Below are 18,862 nucleotides of genomic sequence, written 5' to 3'. Positions count from 1 at the left end.
CTGTTTCATCTCCTTACTTCGTTGTATTTCTTTCTATAATTTTAATCGGTAAACGATAGTGTTTCTCTTCCAATGCATTTCCTTCCATTTGCTCTAACAACAACTCTGTTGCAATTTTCCCCATCTCATATATTGGCTGTGCAACAGTTGTAATAGATGGGTACATCATTTCTGTTAAAGAAATTCCATCGAATCCGATAATTTGTAAATCGTCAGGAATAGCCATTCCTTTTTGAAGTGCAGCCTTTACAATACCAATTGCAATTAAATCATTCCCAGCAACAATACCATCAATATGCGGGTATTCTTCTAATAATTCCATTGCTACACGCGCACTATTTGCTGGGTCAAATGTACTCTCTGCAATCATATATGAAAGATTATTTTGCGTAATGATATCTACAAAACCTTCAAAACGCTCATTTGCTGTACTTACATCACGTGGTCCACGAATATGTGCAATATGTTTGCATCCTTTATCTATTAACAACCTTGTCGCATCCTGACTTCCTGCATAGTTATCAGCATATACAGTAGGAATACGCTCATTAAACATACGGTCAATCGCAACGACTGGAACTGATAAATTCATGTAATTTATACTATTTTGTGGATTCGTTGCTACAATAAATCCATCTACATTATTTTGTCTAAGTACATCAATGTATTGTTTCTCTTTTTCTAAACTTTCATCAGAGTTACAAAGGACAACTGTGTAACCTTGTTTATGTGCTACATCTTCTACGGCACGTGCAACTTCTGGAAAGAATGGATTCACGATATTTGGAACTACTAACCCAATTAAACGAGATTTTTTATTATATAAAGAACGCGCTACTGTACTAGGTTTATAATCTAGCATTTCAATTGCTCGTTCTACTTTCTTTAACGTATCCTCATGAACATATCCATTTTTATTTAACACTCTGGAAACGGTCGCAACAGATACTCCCGCTAATTTCGCAACGTCTTTAATCGTACTCATTCTCTTTTCTCCTCATTTCATGTAACCGTTTACAGAAAATAATATAACGCATTTATAAAAATACGTCAATCATTTCTCACAAAAAAGCTTTTAAGGTTATACTCAAAAAAGCATCGCCTAATGGCGATGCTTTTTCATTACGTATATGATACAGTTTTTTCTTGTTCTTCTACAGCAGGCTTTTCAGCATCTTTTTTACGATCCGACAGTTTAATTTTCTGTAAGAAAATCGTAAAAATAGCGCCTACTACGATAAATACTAATCCTGTTAAGAATACAGTATGAAGTGAGTCTACTAAAGAATTTTTCAAAATTGGTACGATACTGTTAGCAAATGCTTCTGGCATTTGTTTTAATGCCTCTGGACTAAATAGCATCGAATATAAAACTTGTGGGTCTGTATGAATCATATCTTTAAATTTTGTTACCATTTGTCCCGCTTCTTTCGGGAATGTATCTAATACAGGTACTAACTTATTTGTTAATGTTGTACCTGACGTGTTATTCATAATTGATCCTAAAATTGTAATACCGAATGTCCCACCGATTTGACGGAAAAACTGACTTGATGATGTTACGACACCAAGGTCTTTTTTCGGGAAGCTTTCTTGTAACGCTAATGTTAATGTCGGCATTACAAGACCCATGCCTAAACCGATAACCATCATATAAGAAGTTGCAGTCAGTTTAGTTGTGTGCATATCCATCGTTGTTAATAACCAGAAACCACCAGCCATAATAAGCATTCCTGCGATAATTTGTGGTTTTACACCGACTTTTAATACAAGTTGCCCACCAATAATACTCATAACAATCATTGTAATCATCATCGGTGTCATAATCGTTCCCGACTCAGCAGCACTTACTCCTACAATACCTTGCATGAAGAATGGTACGAACATAATCGCACCGAACATTCCGATACTCATAAAGAATCCAATCGCATTAAGTATTGTAAACGTACGGTTTTTAAAGAAATGCATCGGTAAAATTGGTTCTTCAGCTTTCGTTTCAACGATAACGAAACTAATGATACCAATTACAGCTAGTGCAAATAAACCGATAATTTGCCAAGAATCCCATGCGTAATCTTTTCCGCCAAACGTTAACGCAAGTAATAAACTTACAACACCGAGAATCATCGTAAAGATTCCAGCGATATCAATTTTAATTGGTCCCGTTTGTTTATGTGATTTTAATCCCATTGCGATAAAGACTGTTGCTAAAATACCAACTGGTAAATTAATGTAGAATACCCATCTCCAGTTCACTGCGTCTACAATCCAACCACCAACTTGTGGTCCAATTACAGAAGCAAGACCGTATAACGCACCAAAAATACCTTGCCATTTCGCACGTTCTTTTCCCGTGAACATGTCTCCAATAATAATCATAGCCATCGGCATCATAATACCGCCACCAAGACCTTGAATACCACGGAAAATAATTAATTCTGTCATACCATTTGCCATACCACATAACGCTGAACCAATCATAAAAATAACTAGCCCTGTTATATATACGTTACGACGCCCAAGTAAATCCGCTAATTTACCTGCAATTGGTACGACTGTCGTTGATGTTAACATATAAGCTGTTGTTAACCATGTCATTAAGCTTAGTCCGCCAAGTTCACCAACGATACGCGGCATCGCTGTACCAACGATTGTTCCGTCTAACGCAGCAAATAGCATCGCAATTACTAAACCAATTAACAACAACTTTCTATTTGTATTGCCTTGTTGCTCCATGTAATCTCCTCAATTCCTCTTATTTATTCTCTTTTTTCTCTTGTGTCCCGCAAATAATGGTTTCTAACTTTTCAAAGAGGCGCAACAAATCTTCTCGTTCTTGTAATTCTAATTGTGAAAAGTATTTTGCGATATGCTCATTACGAGCTGCCATCGCCTCTTTTACTGTATTTTTCCCCTTTTTCGTTAGCTCAATGACAACAACACGGCGATCATTATCATCGTGATAACGCTCTACTAACTCATGATCAATTAAACGGTCGATCATTACTGTAATCGCGCTCGGTTTTACGTACATTTTCTCCGCCAATTGTGTCGCTCTTGAAGCTCCGTAATGATCTAAAATCTTTAAAATATAAAATTGCGGTGGTGTAAGTCCTGATGCTTGCATTTGTTCCAATAGCTCTGTTTGCATTTTCTTTCCTATAGCGAATGTAAGAGCTTGAATCTTATCAATATGAGTCATATCATTTGGCATGTTATCCACCTCTTATTTAAACAATAAAATATTTAACGTATTTAAATATTAATCCCGCGAACAAAATCCGTCAATACCTTTTATTCATAAAAACGTTTACATTTTTGTCACAAAGTTGTATAATTTTCGTCGAAGTTAATATTGACAGTCACGGAGAATCGGAGTATACGGCTATGAATCATAAAAAAGGGAACTTTTTTATATTTCATGGCCTTTTTATATTCTCTCTGTCTTAAACGCTTCCAATTAATTAGGGGAGGATTTTCATTTTATGTTTTTCACACAATTATTTAAACCTGCGCCCCATGCAGAACGCTTACCAGCTGATCGCATTGATAGCGAATACCGTAAATTACGTTTACAAGTATTTTTAGGTATCTTCATCGGTTATGCAGGTTACTACTTTGTTCGAAAAAACTTTTCACTAGCAATGCCATACTTAATTGAACAAGGCTTTAGTAAAGGGGAACTTGGGGTTATCCTTTCAGCAGTATCTATCGCTTACGGATTAAGTAAATTTCTTATGGGTATCGTATCCGACCGTTGTAATCCTCGCTACTTTTTAGCAGCTGGGCTATTTTTATCAGGTATCATTAATATTATTTTCGGCTCATTTTCTTTCATTACAACGAGCATTATACTTATGTTTGTACTTCAGTTTTTAAATGGATGGGTACAAGGGATGGGATGGCCTCCTTGTGGTCGTACGATGGTTCACTGGTTCTCTATTAGTGAACGTGGTACAAAAATGTCTATTTGGAACGTCGCTCATAACGTCGGCGGCGCACTTATGCCTTCTCTCGTTACATTAGGCTTATACTTCTTTGCAAATGACTGGAAAAGTATATTTTACTTCCCAGGTATTCTTTCAATTTTAGTTGGTATTTATGTATTGATTACGATGAGAGATACACCCCAATCTTGTGGATTACCGTCTATTGAGGAACATACTGGCGAATATCCATCAGGTGAAAAAGTGAAAGATCGCGAACGCGAACTTTCGGTAAAAGAAATTTTATTTAAATACGTACTAAACAATAAATTTTTATGGTACATCGCTATCGCGAACGTTTTCGTATATTTCGTACGTTACGGCGTTGTAGACTGGGCTCCTACTTATTTAGTAGAGGAAAAAAGCTTTACTCATAGTAGCTCACGTACAGCTTACGCTCTATATGAATGGGCTGGTATTCCAGGTACACTTCTTTGCGGATGGATGAGTGATAAACTATTTAAAGGACGCCGCGCACCTGCTGGTATTTTATTTATGGTCGGTGTATTCATTGCCGTTCTTGTTTACTGGCTAAATCCTGCTGGTCACCCAATCATTGATAGTATCGCACTTGTTTCCATTGGATTTTTAATTTACGGACCTGTTATGCTAATTGGTCTTCACGCACTTGACTTAGCACCAAAGAAAGCTGCTGGAACTGCAGCAGGCCTAACTGGTTTCTTTGGTTACCTAGGCGGAGCTACTTTTGCTAGCGCAGCTATGGGCTTTATTGTAGATGCATTCGGATGGGATGGCGGATTCATTTTATTACTTGTATCTTGCGTACTTGCAATGTTCTTCCTTGCCCTTACTTTAAATACAGGATCTGCAAAGTCAAAACAAGCTTAAGCAAAATATAAATATGTAAACAAACATAAAAATAGCTCTTAGCGTTTATTCTATACGCTAAGAGCTATTCTTTATTTACAGCACTTTTCTTACTAGCTATAACAATCAATTCCTTCCCTACTATAAAATTAAAAAATTTGATGAAATACCTTTATTAATACAGCTAACGTAACAGATGCAGCAAATCCCCCTAAGCAAATTAAGCTTACCCCTTGACTATATGATAAATTTTGAAATGATTTCATACCTTCCATCCTCCCTATCTCCCCTTTGATACTTTTATTTTACCAATGGGAAAATTTTCATAACATCGATTTTCCTAACAACAAACTTACAAATTTGTAAGTTAACATCTTTTCAACTTATATATCTAGTATTTCCACAAAAGGATGTCATTTATACATAAAAAAAGACCTCGGGTATCCCAAAGTCTTAGTTACGTGCTATTTCATTTTATTTTATAATCATTACTGGACATTTCACTCGTTTTGCTATTTTATGACTTACGCTACCAAGCATCATTTCTTGTAATGTATTTAATCCTCTGCTCCCAGCAATAACAAGATCTATATCCCCTGTATTTACATATTGAACGAGCGTATCACCAGGATCACCATGCAGAATCGTAAATTTATAAGAAATCTTCTCTTCCTTTAATAATCCTTCAATCTCTTTTAATTTATCTTTCCGACTAGCTGATATTGTTTCAAAATCTGTTTGTCCGTGTATAATATCTGATTTTGCTGTTCTATTATCTACGACATATACAATTTCAACATTTGCTTCTTCACTACATTTCGCAATATGTATTGCATGCTCCGCTGCCCGAAGTGCATGTTCAGAACCATCACATGCTAATATAATTTGTTTGTACATATGCTGAATCCCCTTTTCGTTATCCTACTCGTATTATATAATAAAGCCCCCTAAAAAGGAGGCTTTTAACTAGCAATTCTTTTATTATAAGTTGCTAAATTTGCAACAAGTTTTGAGCTACGTTCATTTAATCCCGTTATACTTACTTTCACACCACTTTGTTCATACTTCATGATAACTTTATCAATTGCGGCCACTGCTGAATCATCCCATACGTGTGCATGAGTAAAGTTCATTTCAATTTCTTTTACATCTTCATCAAATGAAAAAGCATTTATAAAATCTGCCGTAGATGCGAAGAATAGTTGGCCATGAATTTCGTATATTTTCTTATTTTCAATATATAAATGTTTCACGTGAATCTTTGCCATGTTGAATGCAAATAAAACAGCACTAATTACTGTCCCGATGATCACGCCTAATCCTAGATTGTGGGTGATAAGAACAACGACAACCGTTACGATCATGACGAACGCATTTCCTTTTGGCACTTTATGAATCGTCGCTACAGAGTTCCAATCAAATGTTCCAATTGAAACCATAATCATAACTGCAACTAAAGCTGCCATCGGAATATGAACAACATAATCACCTAAAACAAATAGTAATACGATTAAAAATCCGCCCGCTATAAATGTTGATAAACGCCCTCGTCCACCTGACTTAATGTTAATAACAGATTGGCCAATCATTGCACATCCTGCCATTCCTCCGAAAAATCCAGCAACAATGTTCGCAATCCCTTGTCCACGTGCCTCTTTATGTTTATTACTTTCCGTATGCGTCATATCATCTAAAACTGAAGCTGTTAATAATGATTCTAGTAAACCGATAATTGCAAGCATAACTGCATAAGGTAAAATAATCCCTAATGTCTCAAGTGTAAAAGGCACGTCAGGAATACTAAAGAACGGTAATTCTTTCGGCAGGCTTCCCATATCTCCTACTGTTTTCAACTGTAATCCGCTTATAAGTGCAATACTCGTCACAATAATAATTGAAATAAGCGTAGACGGCACAGCCGTTGTAATACGTGGAAATAAATATATAATTGCAAGTCCTAATACAACGAGTGCATACATTTGCCAAGTTGTATTTTTAAAATGTGGCAATTGCGCTGTAAAAACTAAAATTCCAAGTGAATTTAAAAAACCACTCATAACAGATTTCGGAACAAACTTCATAAATGAGCTCAGTTTGAACACGCCAAAAATAATTTGGACAATACCTGTTAATATTGTTGTAGCAAATAAATATTGCAAACCATGATCTTTAACGAGCGTTACCATTAATAATGCCATTGCACCTGTTGCAGCTGAAATCATTCCAGTTCTTCCGCCAACAAATGAAATGGTAACTGCAATACAAAAGGCGGCGTATAGTCCAACTGTCGGATCCACGCCTGCAATAACAGAGAAGGCTATCGCTTCAGGGATTAATGCTAAAGCAACGACAATTCCTGATAACACGTCCCCTCTCACATTAGAAAACCAGTCATTTTTTATCGTTTGAAACAAAATACCACTCCTCTACTCCTTTATCATTTGATTTTCTCCATAAGAAAATCTAGCCGACTGCACGAAGGCTATTATATAACGAGGAAAGGATATTGCGCTATGTAAAAGTTTCCTAAAAAAAGACGCTATCTTCATAGCGTCTTTTCTCGTTTCATTAATGTCCACCGTGACCTTGACCACTTTCCTGAACAATTTCTAATCTCTCATCTAATATTCCTTGTGTTTCAAATGAAATATTACTCGTACTACCTAAAAGGAAGCCATGGTTATACGGTCCCAGTGTTGGGTCATCTTTAAACTTCGGCTGAATACTAGCAAGGAAGTCATAAACTGGTTGTGAAGCTTTACCTTCCCCCAGCAAGACAACAGGTGCGTGTTTACCCATATGTGAAAAAGGTGCTCCTGCAATTGCTAAGTCTGGTGTTTCGCTTGAAACAAATGACAAACCGTGACCTGGTTTTGTGAATCCCCAGCCGAATTTTGTTTTTTCATCTTTAAACTTCGCAAATGCGATAGAGTTTTCTACTGGTGTCTCTCCACTAATACGCGTTACTTTCCCATATTTACTTAACTCTCGTTCTACTTCTTTTGACACGATTTTCTCTGGTCCTAACACATATATATTCGCTTTATCTTTTCTCATCTTTAACGCCTCAATTGTCGCTTCTGGCACTTTATTCTTTTCTGTATAGAGTAGTGGCTCTGGCATATGAGAAATCCAGTTTACAGCTGGTGTTGTATACAAACGTCCTTCTTCTTCAGACGAACCGACAATAACGCTATTTGGATAGCTTCCTGTTATATCGGCATATTCTTTATCAACAGCTTTAGCAAATATAGCTGGATCCGTTTCTTTTATTTGCTTTACTTTATATTCTTTTAATTGCTCAAGGATAGATGCACCTACATCCCCCATCACCATAATTTGTGTTCCATCTTTCGTTCCGAGCGGATTTAATCGTTTTATTTCTTTTAACGTCATTTCAGGTACCTTTTCTTTTTCTATAAATAAAATCGGCCCATTATTCGGATGGTGAATAAGATCCGCACTCGCAATACCTAATTGCCACTCATTTACTGGTACTAAAATAATAGCGCCTGGCTGATTCTCTTGATGCGTTGCTGGCCATATCGTTTGCGAAGTTAGTACTGCCATTTGCAATGGATCATTTGTATTTAATCTCGTTATATTTTTTAAACTTGTTGTTAATAAATCATTAGATGCCCCTTTATTCATTTCTTTCGGCGCAGTTACCTCTTGATTCATTTTCATCTCTTTTTGCTCTGTTTTCTTCTCTTTTGTAGATTCATGGTTTTTATGGTCTGTATTCGTTTGTCCGCATGCAGCAAGACCAACTGCTGTAATTATTGTTATCCCAAAAACTCGGGTCACTTTTTTCACTATACCGCCTCCGTATCAATCGTTTTCGAGCCAATATCATTACCTAAATTAGAATTTCACCTTTACAATAACAAGCAATTCTGAAGAAATTATGCAGATGCATGATAATCTGCACCATTTCTTCATGATTTTGACTTACAATTTAAGTAATAACTAAAAATGCGGAGGTACTCTATGGTCGATATACTACTCGTAGACGATGAACCGAGAATGCTTGAATTATTAACGCTTTATCTTACTCCAATCGGATATAACTGCGTATGTGCGACGTCAGGAGAAGAAGCTATTTTACATATAGAAAACCGAAACTTTAAATTTGTTTTACTCGATATTATGATGCCAAAGATGGACGGATGGGACACGTGCAAAAAAATCCGCTCATTTAGTAACGTTCCTATTATTATGGTTACCGCTCGTGATCAAACAGTAGATGTCGTCCAAGGATTAAAACTCGGAGCGGATGATTACGTAACGAAACCTTTCCATGAAGAGGAACTTTTCGCAAGAATTGAAGCTGTTTTAAGGCGCACAAATGAAAATAAACAAATCCAATATCACGGCATTCTATGGGATGAGACGAAGCACTTTGCTTCTGTATATAATGAAGAACTTCTTCTCACACCAATCGAATTCTCTTTACTCGGATTATTTTTACGCCATGTAAATTATGTATTAAGCCGTGATCAGCTCATTGAACGAATTTGGGGATTAAACACAAATACCGAAGATCGCACAGTCGATTCACATATTCGTAATTTGCGTGATAAATTGCGAAAAGCAAATTTCCCTATTGATCATCATTTAAAAACTGTGTACGGGGTAGGTTACAGGTGGGTTGATACCGAATATTTAGGAGCGAAACGATGAAGCGAATTTCTATTCAATTCGGATTTTATTTTTTAATTGTTACACTTTTAATCGAAAGCGTCCTCTTTGTTTTGCTCTATTATAGTCTTGTAAACAATAGAGTGAATGAAGAAATGACTGCTCTATTAAAACGAGGAAATAGTCATCGAGATGTACTTGAAAAATATTATGATAAACAAACAATCTCTCACGTTGCATTAATGGAGTCTGAAGCTGAAACTACTGTTGTTATTACAAATGCAAATAAAGCAGTACTAGCTAAATCTAACGAAATAAACACGACTATAAAAAATCATATTAGTGGAATGCAAACTCGAACCGACCATAACGGAGCTATTATAGAAAATCATTGGAAAACATCTAATTATATTTGTACAGTTAGCCCCATTGTAGTAGGTGGAAAACATGAGGGCTATGTGTACATGTTTCTTGGAACTGAATCAATTGAAGAGATGGTTAATAGGCTAACAAAACAATTCATTATTGCCGGTATCATCACATTTCTACTAACAGTCATCACCATTTTTCTATTATCCCGTTTATTAACAAAGCCATTGTTACACATGAAACATGCCACTGAAAAAATGAGTAAAGGTGATTTATCCGTTTCATTAACGACTACTCGAAATGATGAAATTGGTGAACTCGCACAATCTATTCAAACGCTCGCAAATGATTTACATTATATGAAAACGGAAAGAAGTGAATTTCTAGCAAGTGTTGCTCACGAATTACGTACACCTTTAACATACGTAAGAGGTTACGCTGACATTGCCTTAAAAGACAGCACACCTCCTGAACAACGTTTACGATATTTATCTATTATAAAAGATGAGTCTGATTATATTACGAACTTAGTTCAAGATTTATTTTCACTCGCTCAAATGGAACAACATAACTTTTCTATTCATGTAAACGAGGTACAATTACACACCTTCCTTACTCGCATAGCCGAAAAAGTAAATGCAATGTATAAAGAAAGACACATTAAAGTTTCTTTCACTTGTCCTCCTACACTGTTAGTCAACTTAGATGAACAGCGATTTGAACAAGTTATAATAAACATTTTAAATAACGCTTATAGACATTCAAAAGAGCATTCTCATATCAACATTTCTGTTACAGAAGAATATAAGCATATTTCCATCAACATTGAGGACGACGGTGAAGGTATTCCCCCTGAAGACCTCCCTCACATTTTCGACCGCTTTTATCGTGTTGATAAAGCAAGAACACGAGCTACAGGCGGAACCGGTTTAGGGCTTTCTATCGTGAAGGAAATCGTAGAACTACACGGCGGGAATATTACAGTCACAAGTGAAGTTGATCATGGATCTTGTTTTACAATTTCATTGCCATCTATAAAGAAACACGACTACTATGAGTAGTCGTGTTTCTTTACCCTTTAAGATTTCACTTTATAATATAGATTTACAAATTGCCCAAAACGTTTCGTATCCGTTAAAGTTAAATTGATTTCCGGGTTCTTGTCTTGAAATAACGGAACTCCAGAACCTAATATATGCGGTGTGATCGTGACAACATATTCATCAATTAGATTATTCTTAAAGAACTCTCTTAATAAACTCCCTCCACCAACCATCCATATTTTAGATCCTTCCTGCTCTTTCAAACTTTTCGTAAACTCTACTACATCTTCATTTACAAACTCCACATGTTCGTTTGAGCCTTTTTCCGAGTTAGAAAAAACATAACATTTTTTATCTACATACGGGAATGTTTCCGTATGCTCTACTACATAATCGTACGTTCTTTTTCCCATAATTATTGTATCAATCGTTTCGTACATTTCTGTATAACCGTTGTCTCCCTCTCCTTCCGTTTCCATTAACCACTGTAAATCATCATCTTCTTTCGCAATAAATCCATCTAAGCTCGCCGCAATAAATAAAACAATTTCACGTGACATATTTTTTCCTCCTTACGTTTCATCTTGATAAAATTATGATGTAAGCAATATACTAACAGTAAAACATGACAATTAATGTCATATTAAAAAGAAACAGGTGGTATATTTGTCAAAAGCTAAACGCTTATTAGATATTCTTATATTTGCTTCTGCGAAAAAAACATTTACAGCGCAAGAAATAGCTGATGAATTTAATATTTCCGTTCGTACTGTTCATAGATACATTTTAGATTTAAGTGATATGGGGTTACCTATTTATGCTGAACAAGGTCGTAACGGAGGATATAAAGTATTAACGAATAGGGTCATTCCGCCTATTTTATTTACCGAAGAAGAAGCCGTATCCATCTTTTTTGCTTTTCAATCTTTAAGCTACTATCGAGACTTGCCTTTCAATACAGAAATCAATTCTGTTACTCATAAACTGTATAGCTCTCTTCAAAACGATGCGAAAGCGAAAGTTGATAAAATCCGCTCTTATATCGCCTTTTGGAATCCTAAGAGAACAATTGATACACCACTTTTAAGAGAAGTGTTAACAGCGGCTATTGAAAATAAAAATTTACACTTTCAATACGAATCTAAATCAGGGATAAAAACAAAACACGTTCACCCTATCGGTGTATATGCTCACGATGGTTTATGGTATTTGCCATCCTATGACTTTAGCAGGCAGAAAGTATTACTGTATCGTGTTGATCGTATTCTTTCTATACTATACACGGAAGAAAACGAAGATACTTTTATGAATTTAGAAGAATGGTTTGCCTCTAACTCTAACGTAATAAACATTCCTACTCAGTTACATGTTTTACTCACAACCGAAGGCGTACGTCAATGTAAAAGCGTTCCTTACCTTGAAGAGTTCGTTGAAGTAAACGAAGATGGGACAGGATATATACACTCAACAATTGATAAAGGTGAAATCCATTTTATTACGCCTTTATTTTATAGACTGGGAAAAGATGCACGAGTTTTAGAACCGAGAGAATTGATAGATGGTTTACGTATACGTGCGAAAGAAATTTTAAATATGTATGAAGACTAAAAAGCTGCTAAATATAAGCAGCTTTTTAGTCTAGTTATTCCTATTGTTTTATTATTGACGAATATCGAACCACCAACGATTTTTCGCATTCATATTCTCCGTCCCACTAAACCCACTGTAACGGAAAGCATCAAGGAAGATTGAATCTAGCTTATCCTCATCTACAAAATAACCTAAGTTAACTTTTACCGTTTGTCCTGGTCGGATACTGCCAATATTGTAAAAACTTTTTCCGTCTCCATGAGGTTCTAAATAATCAACTTCACCCGTCATAATATTTCTTTCTGCAATTCCATCTCTTTCAGCGTAGTTCCATGCATTACCTTCAGATTTAAGCAACTTTATGGATGGATGCATATAAATTTCTTCTGTCGACTTTTTCCCAATATTTTTCACTTTTGTTGTTAAGTAAACAAATTTAGGATTAACTAATTTTGATTCTACTAGTTTATCAATTGAATCTTTACCATTTCCGAGTTTATATTCATCCCGTCTGTATGGTAGCAATTCTCCTATCTGATTTAAAGCCTTATTCTTGCTTAGTATTTCTAAGCCAAGTTCATTAAAGTTTTCTTGTTTAAAATCTTTGATTGAATCGAAGACTTCAACTTTTTCTATCACATATTCAATTTGGCTGTTATCCATGATTATAGTTACTGGAGCCTTTTGCCCTATATGAAATAGTCGTTTGCTATCTTTTTTCAAAGGAATCACCTTAGTTTTTTTAGGTTCATCTGCTTTGCTAAAACGATTTTCATCATATTCTACTATATGTGATGCCTTTTCTTTTGACGTAGGCTCAAGTGAAATGCTCCCTAACACTTCCATCATTTGTTCTTCGTTTATATCGGATCCAATATAACTCTCTAACATAATCCCTTCTTTCTCAAAAAAGAGAAAGACCTTTCTGTCAAACATTACATTGTTGTTTCCTGTTTCTTTATGGACAATTACTGCTTTCCTACCATTTATCTCTTTTTCTTCGTAACTTTTCGAATACAGAGTTTGAAAATCTGTATTTTCCCCTACCCTCCGAAGAGCGAATGAAAATCCCCCCATTGCGTAGTTATCTTTAAATGAATATTTCATAGCACTGTCATCAATTGCTTCCATATTTTCTGGCAATTTACCAATCTTCAACTTATACCACTTATCACTCTTTTTCGAATCCTTATTTGTTACTGAAACATTTACTTCGTAATTTTGTTTTTGGACAATCATATTATAAACTTTCACTGCCCCAAAAACGGTTGTCGGCATGCCAATCAATAAGCAAGCAGCAGCGATTAACATACGATGTTTTTTACGCTTTTTCTGCGGTTGTCCATCTTTCAGCTGCATTTCCTCCATAAACAATTTCTTTTTGCGCGTATATGTATGTGAAAATTCATGCTGTTCTTCGAGTTTATCAAAATCATCTAAAGCAATTTTTTCAGCAAGTTCATATATTTCTTTGGAGTTCTTTGAATTCGTCATGTTGTATACCTCCTATCATATTTTGAACTCGTTTTCGAGCGCGTTCAAACTGCTTACGGACATTTGCCTCCGTTATCCCCATTACACTTGAAATTTCTTGATACGTTAAGTTATAGAAGACTTTGTACTTAAACACCTGTCTGTTCGATTCATTTAACTCTTTTAGCAATGTATCAATTTGAACCTCGGACATTAGACGTTTTTCCCACTCTTCAATATTTTCATCTACTGCTTCTATTGATTCTCTTTCATATTCTTCTAAAAATGTTTCATGTCGTTTATTTTTCCGGTAACTATCAATCGCCTTATTTTTCGCGACCCTCAAAGTGTAGCGTTTAAGCTCTTGAGTGTTCAAGCTATGGAGCTTTTCCAAGTTCTTATAAAGAGTAATAAACGTCTCTTGAACTGCATCTTCAGCCTGCTGAATATTATTTAAAATAGAATACGCTACATAATAAACTTTTTGTTCGTACAACTCGTATAGCTCTTCCATCTTTTCATAATCGTTGTTTGTAACTTTCATATAATTCCTCCTCTCATTCTATATAACGAATGAGCGATATACTTTGTGACACTGCAAAATCTTTTTATAGATAAAATTTAATAATAGAATAAACAAAAGCCCAATTTCTCTATTGTAACTGAGAAATTGGGCTTTTGTTTATTGGAATTTTCCTGACTGTTCCATTTTATGTTTCACTTGATTAGTTCAATCGTTTCCGTAACCTTTATACTATCTTTTACAGATTGAACAATCGTACAATTTTTCACTGCAAGCTGTAACGCCTTGTCCAACTGCTCTTCTGTAATGTTTTCTGCTTTAATTTTATAATGTAAATGAACACTTTCAACTGGTTTTGATAATGCTTCACTTCTACCAATTTCAGTCTCAATTGTAAACGTATCATATGTAATACGTTTCTTTTCTAAAATTGTTCGAAAGACAATTGCACTACACCCTGCGATAGAAGAAACGAGTAATTGTAACGGTGAATACCCGTTTTCTTTTCCAATCGCTAATTGACCATATGATAAATCTGCCTCTATATCATCGTGTTTGATTGTTAGTTTCATTTGTATTTTCCATCTCCACTTTCATCGGTTTCTGCCGTTTCTTACTCATATAATAATATATGTAGCAGAAAATGATAAATGGAATACCACAGTATAACGCCATTCTTTGTTCAGGAATAAACGCTAAACTAATAACAACGATGCTATTTGTAATTAAAGCTAAAATTGGAACAATCGGGTATAGTGGTGTTCTATACTTTAAGTCCTCTAACTTTCCTCCACCTTTTATATACTGACTTCTAAAGCGAAGTTGCGATAGAGCAATAATGATCCAACTTGAAACAGCCGATAAACCAGCTATCGATAATAAGTACATGTACACTGTATCTTCTGCAAGGAAACTTGTGAATAGAGATAATCCAGCTACCGCAATCGTTACGACTAGCGCTGTAATTGGAATACCACGTTTATTTACTTTTTTGAAAGAAGTTGGTGCCATTCCTTCATTTGCAAGTGACCATAATATACGCGTTGCTGCATATAATCCTGAATTCGCTACAGATAATAAAGCAGTAATAATAACGAAGTTCATAATATCAGCTGCATACGGAATACCGATTTTATCAAATACAACTACGAATGGACTTTCAATTACGCCTGCTTCTTTCCAAGAAATTAATCCTACTAAAATCGTCATTGTTAAAATGAAGAATAACATAATGCGCCATACTGTATTACGAATTGCGCGTGGAATTGTTTTTTCTGGATCTTTACTTTCTCCTGCTGCAATCCCGATTAACTCTGTTCCTTGGAATGAGAAGTTAACCGTAATCATTGTAAGTAATACAGCAGCTAGTCCATTCGGGAATAACCCGCCATCGCTTACGAAGTTAGAGAAAAGAGGTGCCGCTTCTTTTCCATCGTATGGTAAAAATCCTAGTAATGCACTACCACCAAGTAGAACGAATGCAATAATTGTAACTACTTTAATACTAGAGAACCAAAACTCTAATTCAGCGTAACTTTTCGCTGAGATAGCGTTTGAAGCATATAAAATAACTCCGAATACGAGACACCATACCCAAACATCAACAGTTGGAAACCATCTTTTCATCATTAAACCGATCGATGTTAATTCCAGTCCTACTGTTACTGCCCAGCCAAGCCAATATAGCCAGCCGATCATAAAGCCTGTTCCTGGTCCAATAAACTTCGTCGCATACTTTTGGAAAGACCCTGAAACTGGCATTGCTACCGTTAGTTCTCCAAGACAAAGCATTGTTAAATACATAATAAATCCGCCCACTAAATATGAAAGGATGGCCCCCCCTGGTCCAGCCTGATTAATAGTGTAACCTGAACCTAGAAAAAAACCAGTTCCGATTACACCACCAAGTGCGATCATAAATAAATGTCTACTCTTCATCGTACGATGTAATTTCTCATTTGTTGGTTGCTGCATCTTAATCCTCCCCCTACAAGTACCCCTATCTCTTTTTAAAATTTTCTGATAATAAAAATATACACGAAAGCGATTACAATTTCTATATAAAATTAACACTTTTCTGATAAAATAATATAAAAAATCGAATTATTGCAAGATTTAGATACTATTTAGAGGAAAATAAGGAGAAACAAGGAAAAAACCCTTACATATATTGTAAGAGTTAACGAAGCTCTAATCTTCTCGATAAAATTGATAAACTATAATTCACTATAAAATACATACAAGCCACTACTATAAAAGTCGGAATCATATAATTTACATTTTGCCCGCTAATAATTTGAGCATTATGCATAAGCTCTGGCAATGATATAACAACTGCGAGCGACGTATCTTTTAGCAATGAAATAAACTGACTAACAAGCGGGGGGACCATTCTTCTTAATGCTTGCGGCAAAATAATATGCCAAAGCGCTTGCACATACGTTAACCCTGAAGACCTTGCAGCCTCAATCTGCCCTTTTTCGATAGATAATAGACCGCTTCGAACAATTTCAGATATCATTGCCGCTTCAAATATTGTTAAAGCAACAATTGTAGCTGTTATAATTTCTAACTTCAATCCCGCTTCTGGAAGTGCAAAATACGTAAAAAATATAATTAAAAGTAGCGGTAAATTTCGAATCACTTCCACGATAACTCCTAATATTTGTGAAACGACAGGTATTTTCGTATAGCGCAATATTCCTATTACACTACCAATAATAAAGCTAAGTACAATTGCTACGAGCGCTACCTCTAACGTTATAAGTAATCCTTTTAACAAAAAGAGGATATGATCACCTGTTATTGCTCCTTTAAAATCCATTTATACCGCCTCCTTTGCCAAGCGTTTTTCTAAATAACGCACTAGCATACTGAGCGGAATTGTTAATATTAAATAAAACATCCCGACAAATATATACACATCGAACGTAACAAATGTCTTCGTTGAAATTAAATCTCCTTGATACATTAAATCAGCACCAGCAATAATTCCAAGTATTGAGGAGTTTTTAACTAAATTGAGAAATTGGTTTCCTAAAGGGGGGATTACAATTTTCATAGCTTGGGGTAAGACGATATAATACATTCCTTGCACATACGTTAATCCTGAAGAACGCGCAGCCTCCATTTGCCCTTTTGCCACTGATAAAATGCCAGCGCGAATTACTTCCGCAATAAACGCTGCAGTATATACGGTAAGCGTAAGTGTTCCTGCTACAAAACCATTTAAAGTAATTCCTATTACAGGTAAAGCGAAATAAAATATAAATGCAATTAATACGAGTGGAATATTTCTTACAAACTCTACAAAAGCGGACCCCACCCAATTTAAAATACGAATCGGTGCAATACGCATTACCGCCAAAATTACCCCTAAAATAAAACTACCTATTAATGCGATTACACTAGACATAACCGTATATTTAAATCCTTCTAAATACATATCAATGTTATTCGTTAATATAGAAAAATCAGGCACATATTCTCCCCTCTTTCTTTACAAGAAGAGGATGAGTACTCTCATCCTCTCACTCTTACTATTTATCACGAGAAATAAAGTTTCACTTTACTTCTCTTGTTTTTGACCGATCCATTTTTCATATAATTTGTCGTACTCTCCACTCGTCTTCATATCTTTTAGTAAGTTATTAATCTCTTTCGTTAAATCATCTGCACCTTTTTGTATTGCAATTCCGTACGGTTCATCCGTAAAAATTTTCCCTACAACTTCATAATTCGAATCTTGTTTTGCCATTCCGTAAAGAATCGCATTATCTGTCGTTAAAACATCGCCTTTACCTGCTTTTAACGCTGTAAATGCCTCACTATAATTTTCAAATTCTAATACAGTCGCTTCTGGTGACTTTTGACGAATGTTATTTGTAGATGTTGAGCCTTTTACCGCTAACACTTTAACGCCTTGTTTTATATCATCAATGCTCTTAATATTACTTCCTTTTTTCACAAGTAACGATTGCCCCGCTTTAAAATATACATCTGAAAAATCTACTTCTTTTTTGCGTTCTTCCGTAATTGTCATTGTCGCAATAATTGCATCAATATCACCATTCTTCAACATTGGAATACGTGTTTTAGACGTTACCTCTTTCAGCTCTAGTTTCTTTTCATCACCAAGAATTTTTTTCGCAAGTGCCTTTGCGACATCAACATCAAATCCTTCTACTTGCCCTGTTGAAGGATTTTTCAATCCAAATAAATTCGTATCATTCTTCACTCCAACTACTAATTTTCCACGCTTCTTAATTTGTTCAATGGCCCCGCCTTGCTTCGTATTCGTTTCTTTCACATCATCTTTTTTACTTCCGCACCCAGCGACAACGAGTACGAATAAACATGAAAATACAATTAAAGTAAACAACTTTTTCATTTTAAGCATGAAATTCCTC

At 35.5% G+C, this 18,862-nt stretch carries 19 protein-coding genes; 4 read left to right on the top strand and 15 right to left on the bottom strand.

The window, feature by feature from the left end; all coding sequences use genetic code 11:
* Window positions 1-13 precede the first annotated feature (13 nt).
* The 3 genes from rbsR to JDS98_RS18965 all read right to left on the bottom strand — a co-directional run bounded on the left by rbsR (window position 14) and on the right by JDS98_RS18965 (window position 3,214).
* Window positions 14-985: a ribose operon transcriptional repressor RbsR gene (gene rbsR / locus JDS98_RS18975; protein ID WP_098911607.1), complete on the bottom strand. Its 972-nt coding sequence runs from the start codon at window positions 983-985 to the stop codon at window positions 14-16.
* Window positions 986-1,122: 137 nt separating this feature from the next.
* Entirely contained in the window at window positions 1,123-2,736 is a 1,614-nt protein-coding gene (locus tag JDS98_RS18970) for an MDR family MFS transporter (protein ID WP_199634206.1), read from the bottom strand.
* A 19-nt stretch (window positions 2,737-2,755) separates the two neighbouring features.
* Window positions 2,756-3,214: a MarR family winged helix-turn-helix transcriptional regulator gene (locus tag JDS98_RS18965; protein WP_001132370.1), complete on the bottom strand. Its 459-nt coding sequence runs from the start codon at window positions 3,212-3,214 to the stop codon at window positions 2,756-2,758.
* 271 nt (window positions 3,215-3,485) lie between these two features.
* On the opposite strand from JDS98_RS18965, the gene glpT reads away from it, so the two are divergent.
* Entirely contained in the window at window positions 3,486-4,835 is a 1,350-nt protein-coding gene (gene glpT, locus JDS98_RS18960) for a glycerol-3-phosphate transporter (protein ID WP_000466380.1), read from the top strand.
* 128 nt (window positions 4,836-4,963) lie between these two features.
* On the opposite strand, the gene JDS98_RS18955 is transcribed toward glpT, so the two are convergent.
* The 4 genes from JDS98_RS18955 to JDS98_RS18940 form a co-directional block, all read right to left on the bottom strand.
* The gene (locus JDS98_RS18955) at window positions 4,964-5,080 is read right to left on the bottom strand and encodes a DUF4027 family protein (protein WP_000834733.1); all 117 of its coding nucleotides are present in this window, start codon (window positions 5,078-5,080) and stop codon (window positions 4,964-4,966) included.
* Window positions 5,081-5,288: 208 nt separating this feature from the next.
* Window positions 5,289-5,711: a universal stress protein gene (locus JDS98_RS18950; RefSeq protein ID WP_000277986.1), complete on the bottom strand. Its 423-nt coding sequence runs from the start codon at window positions 5,709-5,711 to the stop codon at window positions 5,289-5,291.
* A 65-nt stretch (window positions 5,712-5,776) separates the two neighbouring features.
* On the bottom strand, window positions 5,777-7,228 hold the full coding sequence (locus JDS98_RS18945; RefSeq protein ID WP_199634205.1) for a SulP family inorganic anion transporter: 1,452 nt from the start codon (window positions 7,226-7,228) through the stop codon (window positions 5,777-5,779).
* Window positions 7,229-7,382: 154 nt separating this feature from the next.
* Window positions 7,383-8,630, bottom strand: a complete 1,248-nt coding sequence (locus JDS98_RS18940; protein WP_098911605.1) for a cell wall-binding repeat-containing protein — start codon at window positions 8,628-8,630, stop codon at window positions 7,383-7,385.
* 174 nt (window positions 8,631-8,804) lie between these two features.
* Between JDS98_RS18940 and JDS98_RS18935 the strand changes: the two genes are divergently transcribed.
* On the top strand, window positions 8,805-9,497 hold the full coding sequence (locus JDS98_RS18935) for a response regulator transcription factor (protein ID WP_199634204.1): 693 nt from the start codon (window positions 8,805-8,807) through the stop codon (window positions 9,495-9,497).
* Entirely contained in the window at window positions 9,494-10,885 is a 1,392-nt protein-coding gene (locus tag JDS98_RS18930) for a sensor histidine kinase (RefSeq protein WP_087969029.1), read from the top strand. The genes JDS98_RS18935 and JDS98_RS18930 overlap by 4 nt, the downstream gene beginning before the upstream one ends.
* A 17-nt stretch (window positions 10,886-10,902) precedes the next feature.
* Here the strand turns inward: JDS98_RS18930 and JDS98_RS18925 are convergent, their stop codons facing one another.
* On the bottom strand, window positions 10,903-11,427 hold the full coding sequence (locus tag JDS98_RS18925; RefSeq protein ID WP_098911603.1) for a dihydrofolate reductase family protein: 525 nt from the start codon (window positions 11,425-11,427) through the stop codon (window positions 10,903-10,905).
* Window positions 11,428-11,533: 106 nt separating this feature from the next.
* On the opposite strand from JDS98_RS18925, the gene JDS98_RS18920 reads away from it, so the two are divergent.
* On the top strand, window positions 11,534-12,475 hold the full coding sequence (locus JDS98_RS18920) for a helix-turn-helix transcriptional regulator (RefSeq protein ID WP_097959039.1): 942 nt from the start codon (window positions 11,534-11,536) through the stop codon (window positions 12,473-12,475).
* Between the two features lie 51 nt (window positions 12,476-12,526).
* Here the strand turns inward: JDS98_RS18920 and JDS98_RS18915 are convergent, their stop codons facing one another.
* From JDS98_RS18915 to glnH, 7 genes are all read right to left on the bottom strand, one after another.
* Window positions 12,527-13,951 (bottom strand): DUF4367 domain-containing protein, encoded by a 1,425-nt coding sequence (locus JDS98_RS18915; RefSeq protein ID WP_098911602.1) that lies wholly within the window; start codon window positions 13,949-13,951, stop codon window positions 12,527-12,529.
* Window positions 13,917-14,474, bottom strand: coding sequence for an RNA polymerase sigma factor (locus JDS98_RS18910; RefSeq protein WP_000869288.1), 558 nt, complete (start codon window positions 14,472-14,474; stop codon window positions 13,917-13,919). The genes JDS98_RS18915 and JDS98_RS18910 overlap by 35 nt, the downstream gene beginning before the upstream one ends.
* A 173-nt stretch (window positions 14,475-14,647) precedes the next feature.
* Complete coding sequence (locus JDS98_RS18905; RefSeq protein ID WP_000778838.1) at window positions 14,648-15,025, bottom strand: OsmC family protein; 378 nt, start codon at window positions 15,023-15,025, stop codon at window positions 14,648-14,650.
* The gene (locus JDS98_RS18900; protein ID WP_001187121.1) at window positions 15,000-16,427 is read right to left on the bottom strand and encodes an amino acid permease; all 1,428 of its coding nucleotides are present in this window, start codon (window positions 16,425-16,427) and stop codon (window positions 15,000-15,002) included. The genes JDS98_RS18905 and JDS98_RS18900 overlap by 26 nt, the downstream gene beginning before the upstream one ends.
* 205 nt (window positions 16,428-16,632) lie before the next feature.
* Window positions 16,633-17,277: an amino acid ABC transporter permease gene (locus JDS98_RS18895; RefSeq protein ID WP_000345979.1), complete on the bottom strand. Its 645-nt coding sequence runs from the start codon at window positions 17,275-17,277 to the stop codon at window positions 16,633-16,635.
* Entirely contained in the window at window positions 17,278-17,934 is a 657-nt protein-coding gene (locus tag JDS98_RS18890) for an amino acid ABC transporter permease (protein WP_016107533.1), read from the bottom strand.
* Between the two features lie 87 nt (window positions 17,935-18,021).
* On the bottom strand, window positions 18,022-18,852 hold the full coding sequence (gene glnH, locus JDS98_RS18885) for a glutamine ABC transporter substrate-binding protein GlnH (RefSeq protein WP_087949307.1): 831 nt from the start codon (window positions 18,850-18,852) through the stop codon (window positions 18,022-18,024).
* Between the last annotated feature and the right edge of the window lie 10 nt (window positions 18,853-18,862).

The sequence above is a fragment of the Bacillus cereus group sp. N11 genome (assembly GCF_016483605.1).
Classification (GTDB): domain Bacteria; phylum Bacillota; class Bacilli; order Bacillales; family Bacillaceae_G; genus Bacillus_A; species Bacillus_A toyonensis.
The sequence above is the reverse complement of the archived record's forward strand: the minus strand, read 5'-3'. Positions and strand labels throughout refer to the sequence as shown.